Genomic DNA, 17,895 nt, shown 5'->3' with positions numbered 1-17,895 from the left:
CTATGAAAACAAATACAAAAGATATCTTTATTGATACAGCCTCCTCTTTATTTGCTAATCAAGGATATCATGCCACAGGAATTAGTGAAATTCTCAAAAAAAGTAATGCTCCTAAAGGCTCGCTTTATTATTATTTTCCCCAAGGAAAAGAACAACTTGCTCAAGAAGCTTTGCAAAAAACTGCTGAAAAAATCTCTACAGAAATTTTAGATGTATTAGCTAAAGCTTCTACACCGCTTGAAGGCTTGCAACAACATTTAATATATATTGCACAAAAGATTGAAAAAGATTTATTTCAACCAAATGTTTCCATAAGTCTAATAGCTTTAGAAACTTTTTCTTCTAATGAAATAATACGCCTAGAATGCGAACGTACTTTCCAACAAATTCAAAATATCTATAAAAACAGCTTTTTAAAAATGGATTTACAGGAAGAATATGCTGATTTTCTAGCTATGACTATGGTCATGCTGACAGAAGGTGCCATTACTTTATCTTTGACTAAAAAAAATACTCAACCTTTACATCAATTAGCTAATAATTTGCCTTTGCTTATAAACTTTAATAATCTTTTAGGGGAAAATTATGCTAAATAATGATGATTTTAATTTATTAAATACGCTTTTTCCTGCATGGCAACAATTAACTACTAAACAACAACAAATCATTTCTCAAAATGCTTCTTTAATTCAAGTAAAAAAAAATAATTTTGTGCATACAACTAAAGAAGGTTGTTCTGGTATTTTAATCATCAAAAAAGGACAATTGCGAGTTTATACTTTATCTGAGCAAGGTAAAGATATCACTTTTTATCGCTTAAATGATGGCGATATTTCCATATTATCTGCTTCTTGTGTGATTAAAGATATTACGTTTGACATTTACATTGAAGCTTTAACTGATTGCGAGCTTATTCAAATCTTGCCTTGTGCTTTTGCCAAGGTCATGAATGAAAATATCTATCTTGAAGCCATCACTTATAAACTTGCTACTAAGCGTTTATGCACTGTAACCTGGGCTATGCAACAGATGATGTTCACCAGTTTTGATAAAAGACTTGCTGAGTTTTTACTCAATGAAAGTAATACTACTAATTCTAATGAAATCAATATGACTCATGAACAAATAGCCAAATTAATGGGTTCAGCTCGTGAAGTAGTAACGCGTATGCTCAAATATTTTTCTACAGAAGGATATGTAGAAATCACTCGTGGAAAAGTAAAAATCATAAATAAACAAGCACTAGAAAAACTCTAGTGCTTTTGTTTTTGTTTTTATGCTAAAATATTAATTATTATATATTGTCTTGGAGGTAATTTAATGAAAATAATTGTAGGTCTTGGCAATCCTGGTAATGAATATGCCAAAACCCGCCATAATGTCGGTTTTATGCTCGTTGATGCACTAGCTGAGCATCTTAATATAAATCTTTGGAAAGATAAATTCAATGCTCAAATTGCAGAAGGTCGCATTGGCACTGAAAAAATCCTGCTCGTTAAACCGCAAACTTATATGAATAATAGCGGTGAAGCCGTTGGTCCTTTGATGCGTTGGTATAAAGTAACTCCAGAAGATATCATTGTAGCTCATGATGATATGGATATCCCATCTGGCACTATTCGCATTCGCAAAAAAGGTAGTTCTGGCGGACACAATGGCATAAAGTCTCTAATCGCTCATTTAGGCAGTGAAAATTTCCCACGTGTAAGACTCGGTGTTGGTAGACCTCTTCCTGGTTGGAGTGTAGTAAATCATGTTCTTGCTCCATTTCCTCAAGAAGATAAAACATCTGTAGATGAAGCGATCAAATATCTTATCCCTGCTGTAGAATGTATCGTTAACGATTCTGTCGATATGGCTATGAATAAATACAATCCTAAAAAAGCAAAGAAAAATAAAGTAAAACAGGAGGATAAAAATAATGGCTGATATTCGTGCATTATATGCTGATGAAGATGGTAATATCCTAGATGCCCCAAAAGGTTTCCAAGCTTTAGCTAGAACTGGAACAGATATCATCGAACTTTCCCCAGATGATTTAATTCCACTTCCAGAATCTGCTGATTTAATGTTTTTACCAGATCGTTTACCACTTGCCAAATACGGTGATGAAATCATGCCTATCATGGGCAATGCCGTAGCTGCCATCTTGCCTGCTGGTTATACTCGTTTATATATGCCAGCTTTCAAAAAAGAAGATGACGCTCAAATGCTCCCACTTTATGGCTATACTGCTGTTGTTGTCTATAAAGATGAACTTTATGTAGCAGCTATGTACACTGATGAAAATGATAAATGGGATCCTGCTCATTACAATACTCGCAATTTGCATAAATTAGTTAAACGCGTTCAAAAAGATTTACCAGACAATCGCCTTGTTGAACATTTAGGTAATTGTTCTTTGACATGGCATTGTTGCACAGCTCAAAATCTATTTTATCGCCGTTGGGAAGCTGGTATTCCATCTTCTCCAGTTTGTAATGCTAATTGTTTTGGCTGTATCTCTCTTCAGCCTGCTGAATGCTGTCCATCTCCACAAAGTCGCATAAAATTCCGTCCTACACCAAAAGAAATTGCTCAAATCGGTATCTATCATTTAGAAACTGCACCAGACGCCATTATCAGTTTTGGTCAAGGCTGTGAAGGTGAACCTTCTCTTGCTGTAGACAATATCGTGCCTGCTATTGAAAAAATCCGCAAAAAAACAGACAAAGGTCAAATCAATATAAATACTAATGCCGGCTATACAGAAGGTATCAAACGCATTGTTGATGCTGGTCTTGATAGTATGCGTGTAAGTATTATCAGTGCTATTCCTGAAAATTACAAAGCTTATTATCGCGGTAGTTATGAACTTGATAATGTAAAAGAATCCATTCGCTACGCTCATGAACATGGCGTGCATATTTCTTTAAATATGCTTTATTTCCCTGGCTTTAATGATAGTGAAAGTGAATTTAAAGCATGGAAAGAATTTTTACATGAAAATCCTGTAAATATGATTCAAATTCGCAATTTAAATATCGATCCTGATGCTTTTGCCGAAATCATGCCACCATTTACTAAAGCTATCGGCACTAAAGAATTTATTCGCCAATTACACGAAGAATTCCCTGATATCGTCATTGGTAATTTCAGTCATTATCAAAAAGGAGAATAAATCATGGTCATCAATCCCAGAGTAGAAATGATGACAACTGAAGAAAAAGTTGAACTCATTTTACAACGCTTTCGCAAAAATCTTCGTTGGGCATTAGAAAAATCCTCTTTCTACAAAAAGAAATACAATGGTCTTGATATTCATGCTGAAGATATAAAAACTTTATCTGATATAAGAAATCTCCCTGTAACGACTAGAGATGAACTTATTCAAGCATCTGCCTTTGATTTATTAACAGGCCCACTTAGTCAGACTTTGCGTTTTAACCGAACAATCAGCGGTTTATATCGCGGTTTTACAGCAGACGATATTGCACGCAATATCGATATCGCTATCAGACCTTTAGCTAGCAATGATATCAATAAAACATCAACATTGATTATCTGTGGTAATTATAGCTCTCAATATTTATTGGACTTACATTATGCAGCTGAAGCATTAGGTGCTACAGTACTTCCTTGTAATAGCGTAGATGCTGCTATTGATGTTATTGGCATTTTCAATGCTACATCTTTAATCATCAGTGCTAAAAATTTAAAAACTATGATTGAACGAAATGTTGAGCACTTACCGCCAAAAATCATTGTTTTAATTGATAATTTCCAAGATACAACACTTGATGAAATCGAACATCATTTCCATCATCCATTAGCTAAAGTCTATATGTCTAAGTACTTTGGCTTTGCAGGTATCATTTTCACTTGTGAACATAATCATGTTCATGTACAAGATGATTATCTCTATCCAGAAGTTGTTGATAATAAATTAGTCATTACTCCTTTAACATTTGAAGCAATGCCTATTATTCGCTTCCAAACTAAACTCACAGCTTCTATTGATTATAAACATACTTGTGAATGTGGTCGTACTTTTGCCACAATACAATTAGAAAAATAAATCTCAATATATTTTAATTTAGGAAAGGGATACTTTATGAAAATCATGCATTTGTCCGACCTTCATCTCGGTAAAAATCTCAATGGTTTTTCTCTATATGAAGACCAAAAGCATATCCATAAACAAATACTTCAAATAGCAAAAGAAGAAGCTATTGACGCTGTTATGATTGCTGGTGATGTATTTGATAAATCCGTTCCTACCAATCAAGCTATACAATTATTTGATGAATTTTTAACATCTTGGGCAGAGTTACATCTGCCCGTTTTTATTATTAGCGGTAATCATGATAGTGCCCAACGTGTAGCTTTTGGAGCGAATTTATTTAAAGACAATAATATTTTTATCTCACCAATCTATGATGGCAAAATCTCTCATATTACCTTAAAAGATGAACATGGCAGTATCAATTTTTATCTTTTGCCATTTATCAAACCAGCTATTGTGAGAAGTTATTTTCCTGAAGAAGAAATCACCTCTTACAATCAGGCAGTAAAAGTAGCTCTAAAGCAAATATCTTTAAATCTAGATGAACGCAATATTCTAATCGCTCATCAATTCGTAACAGGTGCTTACACTTGCGACTCCGAGGAAATAATCGTCGGCGGTATAGATAATGTCGATGCCCAATTATTTCAAGATTTTGATTATGTAGCACTTGGTCATTTGCATACACCGCAAAATATTTTAAGCGAAAAAATTCGTTATTGTGGAACTTTATTAAAATATTCTTTTTCCGAAGCTAATCAAGAAAAAACTGTTACTATCCTTGATTTTCCACAAAAAAACAAATTGACCATTTATGAAAAAAAACTTTCATTTCTTCATGATATGCGTAAATTAAAAGGCTCTTATGCAGAATTAACGCTAAAGAGCAATTATGAACAGACGAATACAGATGATTATTTAGCCATAACACTCACTGATGAAGAAGATATTCCTGATGCCATCAATCGCTTGCGTTCTATCTATCCTAATATCATGCAACTGACATATGATAATCTTCGCACCAAGACAGTTCAAAATATCGAAACTACAGATATTACAAATTTAAAAACGCCATTAAATCTCTTTGAAGAATTATATTACAAACAAAATAATCAAAATTTAAATGATAATCAAATAGATATTTTACAAGAATTAATTCAAGATATCTGGGAGGGAAAATAATGCGTCCTTTAAAATTAACTATATCAGCTTTTGGGGCCTATGCTGATAAATGTGAATTGGATATGAGTCTATTAGGCAATAAAGGTATCTATCTAATCAGTGGCAATACAGGTGCAGGCAAAACTACAATTTTTGATGCAATTACTTTTGCCCTCTATGGTCATACTAGTGGTGGTATCCGCGAAAATGAAATGCTTCGCAGTAAATATGCCGATAAAAACATACCTACATTTGTAGAAATGATATTTTCATATAACAATGAATTATACACGATTCGCCGTAATCCTGAATATCTTCGCCCTGCAAAAAAAGGAAATGGCTTCGTCAAAGAAAAAGCTCAAGCAGAATTTTATCCACCCAATCAACAGCCAATAACAGGCATAAAAGAAGTGAACTCTGCCATAAATGAATTAATTGGTCTTGATGTAAATCAATTCACACAAATAGCCATGATTGCTCAAGGAGAATTTTTAAAATTAATCCATGCTTCGACGAAAGAACGCAGTGATATTTTCCGCAAAATCTTCAATACTAAACCATATCAACAATTACAAGAAAAATTAAAAGAACGCTTCAATGCTCTCAAAAAAGATTTTCTCTTGATTAATAACAGTATTAAGCAATATATAGAAACAATCATACTTCCTGAAAATACGAATTATGACTTTAATCCATTGATGCCTAAAGATTGCCTTATAAATCTAGAACAAATCATTAATCAAGATAAAAATGATTTAAAACAATTAGAAAAAGATTTTACGATTTTAGAACAAAATATCAAAGAAAATGAAAAAATTATAAATACTGCTATTAATCAACAGCAAATACAGCAAAAAATCAATGAATATCAATCAGAATTAACAACTAAAACAAAAACGCTCCCTAATATTCAAGAAAAATTATCCCTAGTACAAAAAGATTTTGAAATAAAATCCACTTCATTAAATGTAAATATTGCCAAATTAACAGAAGAATTACCTAAATATCAATATATATCTAAACAGCAAAATCTCTTACAAACAGCAAAAAAAGCATTGCAAAGCAAACAGCAACAAATGGCAAATGATGAAATCACTTTAGCAAAATTAACGCAAACTATAAATGATATACAAACAGATTTAAAAACTCTAACAGATGTAAATGTACAGATTGAACAAACAAATTCTGCACAAAAAGAAAATAATCAACGACTACAAAATTTAACAAAACTCTCCACACTGCTTGAAAAATATAAACAAACATCTTTAAAACACAAAGAATATAAGACAAAATGGCAACAACAACAGGCAAAACTTGCTGAATTAGAGCAAATTTATAATCAACAAAATCACTTGTTTTTGGCAGAACAAGCAGGTATTTTAGCCAAAGATTTAAAACCATACACACCTTGCCCTGTTTGCGGTTCTACAAATCACCCACAATTAGCCAAAATATCTACGTTGGCACCAACTCAAGCTGAGCTTGAACAATTAAAAAATAGATGCGATATTTTCTCCAAAAAATTGAATGAAATTACCCAATTAGCTAGCGAATTAAATGGTAAATTGCATAATCTCTTTACGGAAATAAAAGCACAAGCAGAAAATATTTTAGGTAACTTCACTCAAAAAACTATCTTTCATGATGTAGAAATAAAAAAATGTGAACTTCTAAACGAAAAAAATCAGCTTGATAAGCAATTAATCCAGTTAAATAAATTAAGTCAAAAACAAATAAACTTAAATGCACAATTAGAAAAAAATCTATTATTGCAAAAAAATTTAGAGCAAAAACTTCTAACATTAAATACTTCTATCGTTAAAGAAAATACAGATATTGAAATCTTAACAACTGAAATCAATACTTTAACTAAAGCTCTTTTATTCACTGATGAAAATGATGCTAGAAAGCAACTTCAAAAATATAAACAAACACAAAATTATTTACAACAAAATCTCGCTACTGCTCAAACTGAATTTGATAGATTAAATCAAGCACTTGTAGAAATCAAAGCTAAAATCGCCTCACTACAAACGCAACTCACACCTCAAAATTATGATTTAAACGAATTAGAAAAAATTCAACAAGAATATTTAGCAACAAAAGAAAATTTAATGCCTCAAATACAAAAACTGCATACTCGAATTACTACTAATCACCAAATTCAACAAAAATTAATGAAAAAAATCGAACTATTAGATGCTAAACAATCCCTTTATAGCAACATACAAGCACTCTACACTACAGCTACAGGTTCAGTTGCCGGCAAAGAACGCATCATGCTTGAAACTTATGTACAAATGCATTATTTCGATCGAATTTTAATACGAGCTAATACTCGTTTGATGATGATGACACAAGGTCAATATGAATTAGTGCGCTGTAAATCAAGTGAACAACTTCGCTCGCAAACTGGTTTAGAATTAGATGTAATCGACCACTACAACGGCACGACTCGCAGTGTAAAAACTCTATCTGGTGGCGAGTCCTTCAAAGCTTCCTTATCTTTAGCTCTCGGTTTATCCGATGAAATCCAATCTTTTGCTGGTGGTATTCATTTAGATACTATGTTTATTGATGAAGGTTTTGGCTCTTTAGATAGTGAATCACTTGCTCAAGCAATCAAAGTTTTTTCTCAATTATCTCAAGGAAATAAATTAATCGGTATCATCTCTCATGTAGATGAATTAAAAGAAAAAATTGATAAACAAATTCAAATCACCAAAAATCATGAAAAAGGTAGCACGGCTAAAATCCTTATTTAACAAGGGTTTTAGCCCCTTTTTTTTCCAAAGCAAAAAAACTTTAATTTTTTTCAAAAAAAGTGTTGACATTTGTTTCAAAGTTCTATATAATAATCTACGTTGTCAAGCGACAACAACGCAATACGGTTCACTAGCTCAGTTGGCAGAGCACCTGACTTTTAATCAGGGTGTCCCGAGTTCGAATCTCGGGTGAGCCACCATTACAATGGCGCGTTGGTCAAGTGGTTAAGACACCGCCCTTTCACGGCGGCTTCATGGGTTCGAATCCCATACGCGTCACCATATTTGGGCGATTAGCTCAGCTGGGAGAGCGCTTGCCTTACAAGCAAGATGTCAGCAGTTCGATCCTGTTATCGCCCACCACTACGGCCCGGTAGTTTAGTTGGTTAGAATGCCGCCCTGTCACGGCGGAGGTCAGGGGTTCAAGTCCCCTTCGGGTCGCCATTTTTATTTGCCTCGGTAGCTCAGTCGGTAGAGCAGGGGACTGAAAATCCCCGTGTCAGTGGTTCGATTCCGCTCTGAGGCACCATTTTTTTATTTGGGCGGTTAGCTCAGCTGGGAGAGCGCTTGCCTTACAAGCAAGATGTCAGCAGTTCGATCCTGTTACCGCCCACCATAATGAAATATCTACACTACCCTCTCTCATTAAAGGGTAGTTTTTTTATACCCAAATTTAAGTATTTATGATAAACTTTCTATATAAAATTATTTTTACCAAAATTTGATAAAGGAGTCTGCTATATGATTAAATGGATTATCTCCGATATGGACGGTACTTTACTTGTTGAACCTAATAAATTACCTGATGATTTTGATGAAATTATGGATTTATTAAAACAACATAATATTATGTTTTCACCTGCTAGCGGACGCCAATATCAAGCACTCGTTTCCCAATTTCCTAAATATAAAGATGATTTACTTTTTATTTCTGAAAATGGAACTTATGTCTGCCAACATGATAAAGAAATTTTTTCTGCTACATTACCAGATACTGCTGTACAAAAAATTATCGCTGAAACTGCAAAATTGCCAAAAGTAGAAATTGTATTAAGCGGTAAAAAAGGTGGCTATATCATCTCTCAAAATAAAGAATTTCATGATGAATTAAATCTTTATTACACTCAGTATAAAATTCTTCATGATTTTTCTGAAGTTGATGATGAAATTATTAAAATTTCTCTTTGTGATTGTTTTAATCGCGATTCTATAAATAATATCTATAAAAAATTCTTACCTTTAGCTGATGAAATGCAAGTAGTTTTAAGCAGTGATATCTGGGTGGATATCATTCCTTTAGGCATCAACAAAGGTGTAGCTATCCAAAAATTACAGAAAAAATTAAATATAAAACCAGAAGAATGTGTAGCTTTTGGCGATTATTTAAACGATTATGAAATGATGCAATCTGTATATTATAGTTATGCTATGGAAAATGCCATTCCTGAATTAAAGAAAGTAGCTCGCTATATAGCACCACCAAATTATAAAAATGGTGTAGTTAAAACAATTCGTCAATTACTTGCTCAACAAGAAAGCAATCATTGATTAAATATCAAATAGAAAGAAGCTAATATTATGAAATTAGATTATCATATGCATTTTGAATATGGCTCTTATGATGAAAATTGGGTCAAAGGATTTTTTGATAGTGCCAAAAAGCATGGATTGACAGAAATCGGCATCTCTGAACATAGCCATACATTTCCTGAATTCAAAGATTTATATTATCAGGATTTAATTTTAGATGATAGCTTTGTAGGTAAATTCCAACAACAATGGTTAAAGAAAAATAAATTCAAATACACTTTAGATGATTATTTTAACTTTATTGCTAAATTGCGAAAATTAGGCTACAAGGTTAAAACAGGAATTGAAGTATGTAATTTCCAAGACCAAGAAAAAGTAAAAAATATTTTAGCACCATATGATTTTGATTATATCATTGGCTCTATCCATTTTCTTCATGGTTGGGCTTATGATTCTTCAGAAATAAAAGATGAATGGAATAATCACACTTTAGAAGAAATCTATGATTGGTATGCACAAGAAGTTGAAAAACTCTGTGCTAGTAAAATCTATGATGTTTTAGGTCATCCATTTAATATTCGTTTATTTAAAAATATACCAGATTTTGATGTTACACCTTATTTAGTCCGTGTAGCTAAAGCTGTTAAAGAAGCTAATATGGCTATCGATATCAATACTGGTACTTTATATCGCTATCCTATAGCTGAAATTTCACCATATCCTGATTTTATGAAAATCGCTGTAGAATACAATCTTCCTATTATCACTTCTTCTGATGCACATAAACCAGAACATTGTGGCAATCATATTGATGATGCTATTTCATATGCTAAATCTTTTGGCTATAACCAATCTATACGTTTTACAAAAAGACATCGTGAATTTGTAGAATTAGGCTAATATAATTAAAAGGACGATAACTTTTAATAGTTATCGTCTTTTTTTATTAATATATTTTTTTAACTTTAAAACCATGTTCATGTAAGCTATGAGTAATTTGTTGAATATGCTCTATACCATTTGTTTCAACAGTTACTTCAAGCACTACTTTCTTGAAGCTATCTGTTACTTTAGCCTGATTGTGGTCTAATTTAATTACATTGGCATTTAAATCTGCTAAAATTTGAGAAATCGCCAATAACTGACCAGGTTTATCTGGAAGTTGTACACTAAAGCAAAATACTCGACCACGAGCGATTAAAGCTTTATCAATAAGTGCTGAAATTGTAGAAATATCAATATTACCACCACTTACGATAGCAGCCACTTTCTTACCTTTGAATTGTAATTTTCTGCTAGCTGCTAAAGATAATACGCCCGCACCTTCAGCAATCAATTTATGTTTTTCAATCAAAGATAATAAAGCTGACATAATTTCAAATTCAGAAACGGTAATTACTTCATCTACATATTTTTTAATGAATTCAAATGTTACATCACCTGGTGTTTTTACTGCTGTACCTTCTGCTACAGTATCAACGCTTGGCAAGGATACTACTTTATTTTCTTGAAGTGATGCTTTGATACAAGCTGCTCCACAAGGTTCTACACCGATTACTTTTACATGTGGATTTACCATTTTAGTCGCAAGTGCTACACCACTGGCAAAACCGCCACCACCGATAGGTACTAAAATCGCATCAACATCTTTTAAATCGTCAATGATTTCTAAAGCTGTAGTACCTTGACCTAAGATAACTTCGATATCATTAAATGGGTGAATAAATGTATAATTGAATTCTTGTTGTAATTCTACTGCTTTTGCTGCCGCATCATCAAAACTATCTCCAGATAATACAACTTCTGCTCCATAAGCACGAGTTGCTTCTACTTTTAATAATGGAGTAGTCGCTGGCATAACAATTACAGCTTTAACGCCTAATTGTTGAGCTGCATAAGCTACACCTTGAGCATGATTACCAGCTGAAGCTGCAATTACACCATGAGCTTTTTGTTCTTCACTCAACTGACTAATGCAGTTATACGCTCCGCGAAGTTTGAAAGAACCTGTTTTTTGCAAGTTTTCAGGTTTTATATATATATCATTATGTGATAAATTGGAAAAATAATCACTGTAGATTAATTTAGTTTTGTATATAACACCATCTAAATTTTTAACAGCACGATACACATCAGCTATAGTTGTTTTTTCTACTATTTCCTGTGGTGTTAATTTTACTTCTACTTGCTCTTTAGCCAATAAAACCATCTCCTTTTTGTTTACTTAAAATTATGTAGATGTTTTCTATTATATCATAAAATTAACAACTTTACATATATAAAAAAAGTGATGAATTAAACTCCTATTTAGTCTAATTCATCACTGTTATTTTTATTAGTTAAATAAATATCCAGATGGGTCTACAGCTTGTCCATTTATACGAACTTCATAATGTACATGAGGGCCTGTTGAAAAGCCTGTACTTCCCATATAAGCAATAATCTGTCCACGTTTTACTTGTTGACCAGCAGATACTACTACATAAGAAGCATGTCCATAACGAGTCATCACTCCGTTGCCATGGTCGATATCTACCATATTGCCATATCCACCAGAATTCCAACCAGCAATGCTGACAACGCCATCAGCTGTTGCTCTAATTGGTGTTCCCATATCATTTGCAATATCAATACCAGGGTGAAAATCGCTACCGCCCCAACGAAGACCATATGGTGAACTTACTACACCTTTAGCTGGCCAAATAGATGGAGTAATAGATATAGTCTGATTAGCAATTGCTACTTGCTGACGTTTCATCATGATAGCAGTCTGCAAACGTTTTTTCAATTCTTCCATATTATTTAGTTTACCATTCATTGTATTTTCTACAGTATCTAAGGTAAGACGTACATTTTCTATAGTAGGTGTTTGAGGATAAGGTCCACCTTGTCCATTTTGTTCTAGATTTACACTATCTCCATTATTTCCTTCTGGAAGTTCTATACCAGATAATTGTTTTAATTCATTTTCTAAGTTATTTAATTGATCCATATCTTCTTTTAAGCTATTAGCTTTTTTATCAAGTTCAGATAATTGTTGCTGTTGAAGTGCATTTGCTTCTTGCAATTCTTGTAAATGCTGTTTATCTGCTTGATTATTGAAATATACATAACCTGCAAAACTCAATGAACCAACAACTAACACTATCATAATAACTACAGATGTCATCACATATCTGAGCATATTTTTACTTATAGTAAATAATTTTACATCATCTGTTTTATTAGGTATGATTTTTATTGTATATTCATCATTTTTTACTACTTTTATATCTACTTTTATATCTTCTATTTCTGTTTCTGTATTATTTTGTTCAGTAGCTTGTTTATTTAACTCTTCCTGACTCAAAACTTAAACCTCCTGTATCTTTAAATAATAAATAATAGTAAACATTTATTTCCTAATTTCTTATTATAACATAAATAAAAAGCATTTTGCCTTGCAAATAGCCAAGCAAAATGCTTTTTTTCATTAAAATTCAATTAAGATTTTATTTACCCATTTTTATATAATTTAAACGACCGCCAGCCATTAAAATATCAATATCTAATTGAGATAATGCATGATTTACGGCAAAAGAAGTTTTCTTAGTAACATTTTCTACCATCATAGCTTTTCCTGGAGCAAGCTGATGTAAATTACTAATTTTTAATACATCGCCTTCATCAATAGTATCATAATCTGCTTCATTTGCAAAAGTGAATGGTACGATACCAAAGTTTATGAGATTAGCTTGATGTATACGTGCAAAGCTTTTAGCGATAACAGCTTTAATGCCTAAATACATTGGTGCAAGTGCTGCATGTTCACGGCTAGAACCTTGACCATAGTTTTGACCTGCAACGATAAAGCCACCGCCAACAGATAAGCAATGTTGTTTAAATCCAGCTTGTACATCACGGAAAATAAATTCAGATATTTTTTCAATATTAGAACGGAATGGCAATACTTTTGCCCCTGCTGGAGCGATATGGTCTGTAGTAATATTATCTACTACTTTAATTACTACTTGTTTTTCTACAGTATCAGCAAGTGGAGTATTTTCTGGAAGTGGTTTAATATTTGGACCACGAACGATTTCCACATTTTCAGGATGCTGTTTTTCTGGAGCAATAATCATGCTGTCATCTACTAAGAAATGATCTGGTTCTGCTGGAATATCAAATTCAGCTTCTCTAGGATCAGAGATAACACCTTTTATAGCACTATAAGCAGCTACTTCTGGAGAAACAAGACATACATTTGCACTTAAGGTACCACTTCTACCATAGAAATTGCGGTTGAAAGTACGAAGTGACCATGCATTTGTAATAGGAGATTGACCCATACCGATACAAGGACCACAAGTACATTCAAGCATTCTAGCACCACTAGAAATTAAATCTGTTAATGCTCCATTTTGAGAAAGCATAGTCAACACTTGCTTAGAACCTGGAGAAATACATAAGGATACATTTTCAGCAACTGTTTTATTTTTTAATATAGAAGCGACAATCATCATATCTCTATAAGAAGAATTTGTACAGCTACCAATAGCAACCTGGTCTATTTTTTTGCCAACAACTTCACTGATGGATTTTACAGCATCAGGGCTATGAGGCATAGCAATCATTGGTTCTAAATCATCTAAATTGATTTCATATGTTTCATCATAAACAGCATCATCATCTGCACTTAAAGCTACGAAACAATCTTCACGATTTTGTTTTTTCAAAAATTCATATGTTACTTCATCGCTTGGAAATATAGATGTAGTAGCGCCGAGTTCTGCACCCATATTTGTTATAGTAGCACGTTGAGGAATATTTAAAGTTTTTACACCTTCACCTGTGTATTCAATAACTTTACCTACGCCACCTTTTACAGTCATAAGCTGTAAAACTTTTAAAATAATATCTTTAGAACTTACACCTTTATGTAATGCACCTGTAAGTTTTACATTTACCACTTTTGGCATTTTTAAATTAAATGGACGTCCCGCCATAGCACAAGCAACATCAAGTCCACCAGCACCAATAGCCAATGCACCAATACCACCAGCTGTAGGAGTATGAGAATCACTTCCTAATAAAGTTTTACCTGGAGCTGCAAATCTTTCCAAATGTACCTGATGGCAAATACCATTACCTGGACGAGAAAAATAAATACCATGTTTGTTTGCTACTGTTTGTAAATATTTATGGTCATCAGCATTTTCAAAACCACTTTGAAGTGTATTGTGGTCTACATAGCTTACGGATAATTCTGTTTTAACTTGGTCTACACCCATAGCTTCTAATTGTAAATAAGCCATAGTTCCTGTAGCATCTTGTGTTAAAGTCTGGTCAATTTTAATAGCTATTGGACAACCACGGTCCATAGTGCCTTCTTGTAAATGAGCTTTAATTATTTTTTCTGTTAATGTAGGCATCTTTAGCTCTCCTTTACTTTTTTAGTATACATAAGAACAATATTTTCATTATAACATAAATTATTACGATTTGTGTATCAATACAGTAAACATTTACTATAAAAATATTGTATACAGTGTATATTTGACTTTTATATAAGATATTTTTTGTGATATAATAGACAAGTATCTTTTTATATAATATGCTTTTTATAAACTCATCGTTAATATCAATTCAATAGAAAAGGAGAATTAGTCTATGGATAATACGTTCTTAGCTCAATTCTACGGAAAATCACAAAATTATACAGATATTCCTAATCATTTATATAAAGACTACAATGTAAAAAAAGGTTTACGTAATGAAGATGGTACAGGTGTTTTAGTAGGTCTTACTCGTGTTGCAGACGTTGTAGGTTATACATACAATGAAGATGGTACAAAAGTAGATACTGAAGGTACTTTATTTTTTCGTGGTATAGATATCAATGAAATAGTAAAAAATCGTCATGATTTACGCTATATTTATGAAGAAGCTTGCTTTTTATTATTATTTGGTTACTTACCAAAACAAAAAGAATTAGAAAACTTTTGCGAACTCCTTCAAGAAAACTATGAACTTCCTGATGATTTCTTAGAAATGAATTTACTTCGCATGCCTGGTAAAAATCTAATGAATAAATTGCAACATGCAATTTTGACTTTATATAATTATGATGAAGACCCAGATAATACCGATGTATATGAAACATTATTAAAAGGTATTCAAATCATGGCAAAATTGCCATCAATCGCATGTTATGCTTATCAATCTAAAATGCATTACTATGAACATAAAAGTCTTATAATTCACTATCCTCGCAAAGATTACTCTACTGCTGAAAATATTTTATATATGCTTCGCTCTGATAGCAATTTCAGCAAACAAGAAGCTAATCTTTTAGATATTATGCTCCTTTTACATGCTGATCATGGTGGTGGTAACAACTCCACTTTCACAAATGTAGTAATCTCCTCCACTGACACAGATATTTATTCTGCTGTATCTGGCTCTATAGGTTCACTCAAAGGACCTCGTCATGGTGGTGCTAATATAAAAGTAGCTTTAATGATGGATGCTGTTATATCCGAAATAGGCTATACTCGTGATGATGCCAAAATTAAAGATATTGTATTGAAATTATTAAATAAACAATTCTACAATAAATCTGGTCTTGTATACGGTTTTGGTCATGCTGTTTATACACTTTCTGACCCACGTGCAGAAATACTTCGCCATTATTGTGGTATCGTAGCTCATGAAAAAGGTCGTGAAGAAGAATTTGAATTCTATTTACGCTTTGAACGCATTGTTAAAGAAATTTTGATGGAAACAAAAGGCTTAACAGCGTGCGCAAATGTAGACTTTTACAGTGGCTTTGCTTATGATATGCTTGGTATTCCTCGCGATATGTTTACACCATTATTCGTTATCAGCCGTATGGTAGGTTGGCTTGCTCATAACTTAGAAAATAAATTATATGATGGCCGTATCATGCGTCCTGCTACAAAATATGTTGGTGAATTAAATGAATATGTACCTATGGAGGATAGATAAAAATGACTAAAACTATTACTGTATTTAAAGGCGATGGCATTGGTCCTGAAATAACTGATGCTGTTTTAAAAATATTAGATAAAGCTGGCGCTGACCTTAATTATGAAATTTTCAATGTCGGTGCTAAAGAATATGAAACAAATGGTAAATTAATCCCTGATGAAGCATTTGCTTCCTTTGATAAAAACAAAGTATTATTAAAATCTCCAATTACTACTCCTATTGGCAAAGGCTTCCGCTCTTTAAATGTAACTTTACGTAAAAAATATGATTTATATGCTAACATTCGCCCTGCTAAATCAAATAATGCTGTAAAAACTGCATTTAAAGATGTTGACCTAATTGTTTTCAGAGAAAATACTGAAGACCTTTATGTAGGTGTAGAAGAACAAATTGATGAAAATACTGTTCATGCTACAAAAATAATCACTCGCCATGCTAGTGAAAGAATTATTAAAGATGCTTTTGAATATGCTAAAGCTCATAATCGCAAAAAAGTAACTTGTGTACACAAAGCTAATATCTTAAAAATGAGTGATGGTTTATTCCTAAGTATATTCTACGATATCGCTAAAAATTATCCAGAAATCGAAGCTAATGATAAAATCGTTGATAACACTTGCATGCAACTTGTAATGAACCCTCAACAATTCGATATCATGGTTATGCCAAATCTCTATGGAGATATCGTTTCTGACCTCACTAGTGGCTTAATCGGTGGACTTGGTTTATTGCCATCTAGCAATCTCGGTAAAGATTATGCTATGTTTGAAGCAGTTCATGGTAGCGCACCAGATATTGCAGGTAAACATATAGCAAATCCTACAGCACTTTTATGGTCTGCTTGTATGATGCTTGAATATCTTGGTCAAAATGATGTTGCTAGCAAAATCAGAAATGCCGTTGATGCAGTATTAAACGAAGGAACTACTTTAACACCAGACCTTCATGGTACAGCTACAACAGAAGCATATTGTGATGCTATCATAGCTAAACTATAAAAAATAAATTTAATATAATTATTTATAAAAAAGACTACCATAAAATATGATAATTTTGAACTGCACTCCAAAAGTTGGACACAAAACAACTTTTGGAGGTGCAGTTTTTTTATGACTAAATACTCAAATGAATTTAAAGTTAAAGCAATTAAAATGGTTTTAAAAGGAAATTTCTATTTCTCATGTAGCTAAAATTCTAAACATGCCAGATATAGCTCCTCTTTACAGATGGATATCTCATTATGAACATGGTGGTATTCCACAACTTCTTCATAAAAATCGTAAATATACTCCTATCTTTAAGCAAAAAGTTATTGAATATAAATGGCTACATCATTTATCATTAAATCAAACAGCAGCCAAATTTTCCATTCCTAATACTGGTACAATTTCTACATGGGAAAAG

14 protein-coding genes, 6 tRNA genes and 1 pseudogene are annotated in these 17,895 nt (G+C 32.7%); 18 read left to right on the top strand and 3 right to left on the bottom strand.

Annotated elements, in window-relative coordinates; translation table 11 throughout:
* Positions 1-2: 2 nt before the first annotated feature.
* From BMX03_RS05705 to BMX03_RS05635, 15 genes are all read left to right on the top strand, one after another.
* Positions 3-596 carry a TetR/AcrR family transcriptional regulator gene (locus BMX03_RS05705; protein WP_022228274.1) on the top strand — a complete coding sequence of 198 codons (594 nt, stop codon included), beginning with the start codon at positions 3-5 and terminating at the stop codon, positions 594-596.
* Positions 586-1,257 carry a Crp/Fnr family transcriptional regulator gene (locus tag BMX03_RS11370; protein WP_015563497.1) on the top strand — a complete coding sequence of 224 codons (672 nt, stop codon included), beginning with the start codon at positions 586-588 and terminating at the stop codon, positions 1,255-1,257. Before BMX03_RS05705 ends, BMX03_RS11370 begins: the two co-directional genes overlap by 11 nt.
* 63 nt (positions 1,258-1,320) lie before the next feature.
* Positions 1,321-1,929, top strand: a complete 609-nt coding sequence (pth, locus tag BMX03_RS05695; RefSeq protein ID WP_091694302.1) for an aminoacyl-tRNA hydrolase — start codon at positions 1,321-1,323, stop codon at positions 1,927-1,929.
* On the top strand, positions 1,922-3,160 hold the full coding sequence (locus BMX03_RS05690) for a radical SAM family protein (RefSeq protein ID WP_019000157.1): 1,239 nt from the start codon (positions 1,922-1,924) through the stop codon (positions 3,158-3,160). Before pth ends, BMX03_RS05690 begins: the two co-directional genes overlap by 8 nt.
* Positions 3,161-3,163: 3 nt before the next feature.
* Positions 3,164-4,057, top strand: coding sequence for a phenylacetate--CoA ligase family protein (locus BMX03_RS05685; RefSeq protein ID WP_091694299.1), 894 nt, complete (start codon positions 3,164-3,166; stop codon positions 4,055-4,057).
* Positions 4,058-4,093: 36 nt separating this feature from the next.
* Positions 4,094-5,227 carry an exonuclease SbcCD subunit D gene (locus tag BMX03_RS05680; RefSeq protein ID WP_091694296.1) on the top strand — a complete coding sequence of 378 codons (1,134 nt, stop codon included), beginning with the start codon at positions 4,094-4,096 and terminating at the stop codon, positions 5,225-5,227.
* Positions 5,227-7,971 carry an AAA family ATPase gene (locus tag BMX03_RS05675; RefSeq protein WP_091694293.1) on the top strand — a complete coding sequence of 915 codons (2,745 nt, stop codon included), beginning with the start codon at positions 5,227-5,229 and terminating at the stop codon, positions 7,969-7,971. The genes BMX03_RS05680 and BMX03_RS05675 overlap by 1 nt, the downstream gene beginning before the upstream one ends.
* A gap of 124 nt (positions 7,972-8,095) precedes the next feature.
* Positions 8,096-8,171, top strand: a tRNA-Lys gene (locus BMX03_RS05670).
* A 7-nt stretch (positions 8,172-8,178) separates the two neighbouring features.
* A tRNA-Glu gene (locus BMX03_RS05665) sits at positions 8,179-8,253 on the top strand.
* A 5-nt stretch (positions 8,254-8,258) separates the two neighbouring features.
* Positions 8,259-8,334: transfer RNA gene (locus BMX03_RS05660), tRNA-Val, on the top strand.
* 4 nt (positions 8,335-8,338) lie between these two features.
* Positions 8,339-8,415 (top strand) — tRNA-Asp (locus tag BMX03_RS05655).
* A 9-nt stretch (positions 8,416-8,424) separates the two neighbouring features.
* A tRNA-Phe gene (locus BMX03_RS05650) sits at positions 8,425-8,500 on the top strand.
* Positions 8,501-8,511: 11 nt separating this feature from the next.
* A tRNA-Val gene (locus BMX03_RS05645) sits at positions 8,512-8,587 on the top strand.
* A gap of 125 nt (positions 8,588-8,712) precedes the next feature.
* On the top strand, positions 8,713-9,519 hold the full coding sequence (locus tag BMX03_RS05640; RefSeq protein WP_075555048.1) for an HAD family hydrolase: 807 nt from the start codon (positions 8,713-8,715) through the stop codon (positions 9,517-9,519).
* Between the two features lie 30 nt (positions 9,520-9,549).
* Positions 9,550-10,401 carry a histidinol-phosphatase gene (locus tag BMX03_RS05635; protein ID WP_091694290.1) on the top strand — a complete coding sequence of 284 codons (852 nt, stop codon included), beginning with the start codon at positions 9,550-9,552 and terminating at the stop codon, positions 10,399-10,401.
* A gap of 46 nt (positions 10,402-10,447) precedes the next feature.
* Here the strand turns inward: BMX03_RS05635 and ilvA are convergent, their stop codons facing one another.
* The 3 genes from ilvA to BMX03_RS05620 all read right to left on the bottom strand — a co-directional run bounded on the left by ilvA (position 10,448) and on the right by BMX03_RS05620 (position 14,912).
* A complete protein-coding gene (gene ilvA / locus BMX03_RS05630; protein ID WP_015563507.1) occupies positions 10,448-11,710 on the bottom strand; it encodes a threonine ammonia-lyase in 1,263 nt (420 codons plus the stop codon).
* A 126-nt stretch (positions 11,711-11,836) separates the two neighbouring features.
* On the bottom strand, positions 11,837-12,850 hold the full coding sequence (locus tag BMX03_RS05625; protein WP_091694287.1) for a peptidoglycan DD-metalloendopeptidase family protein: 1,014 nt from the start codon (positions 12,848-12,850) through the stop codon (positions 11,837-11,839).
* A gap of 142 nt (positions 12,851-12,992) precedes the next feature.
* A complete protein-coding gene (locus BMX03_RS05620) occupies positions 12,993-14,912 on the bottom strand; it encodes an aconitate hydratase (protein ID WP_018999947.1) in 1,920 nt (639 codons plus the stop codon).
* Positions 14,913-15,150: 238 nt separating this feature from the next.
* On the opposite strand from BMX03_RS05620, the gene BMX03_RS05615 reads away from it, so the two are divergent.
* The 3 genes and pseudogenes from BMX03_RS05615 to BMX03_RS11250 form a co-directional block, all read left to right on the top strand.
* Complete coding sequence (locus BMX03_RS05615; RefSeq protein ID WP_022228317.1) at positions 15,151-16,488, top strand: citrate synthase; 1,338 nt, start codon at positions 15,151-15,153, stop codon at positions 16,486-16,488.
* 2 nt (positions 16,489-16,490) lie between these two features.
* Positions 16,491-17,489 (top strand): isocitrate/isopropylmalate dehydrogenase family protein, encoded by a 999-nt coding sequence (locus tag BMX03_RS05610; protein ID WP_091694285.1) that lies wholly within the window; start codon positions 16,491-16,493, stop codon positions 17,487-17,489.
* A gap of 202 nt (positions 17,490-17,691) precedes the next feature.
* A pseudogene (locus tag BMX03_RS11250) lies at positions 17,692-17,895 on the top strand (hypothetical protein); the annotation flags it as partial.

The organism is Megamonas sp. Calf98-2, assembly GCF_900110235.1.
Taxonomy (GTDB): domain Bacteria; phylum Bacillota; class Negativicutes; order Selenomonadales; family Selenomonadaceae; genus Megamonas; species Megamonas funiformis.
The sequence above is the reverse complement of the archived record's forward strand: the minus strand, read 5'-3'. Positions and strand labels throughout refer to the sequence as shown.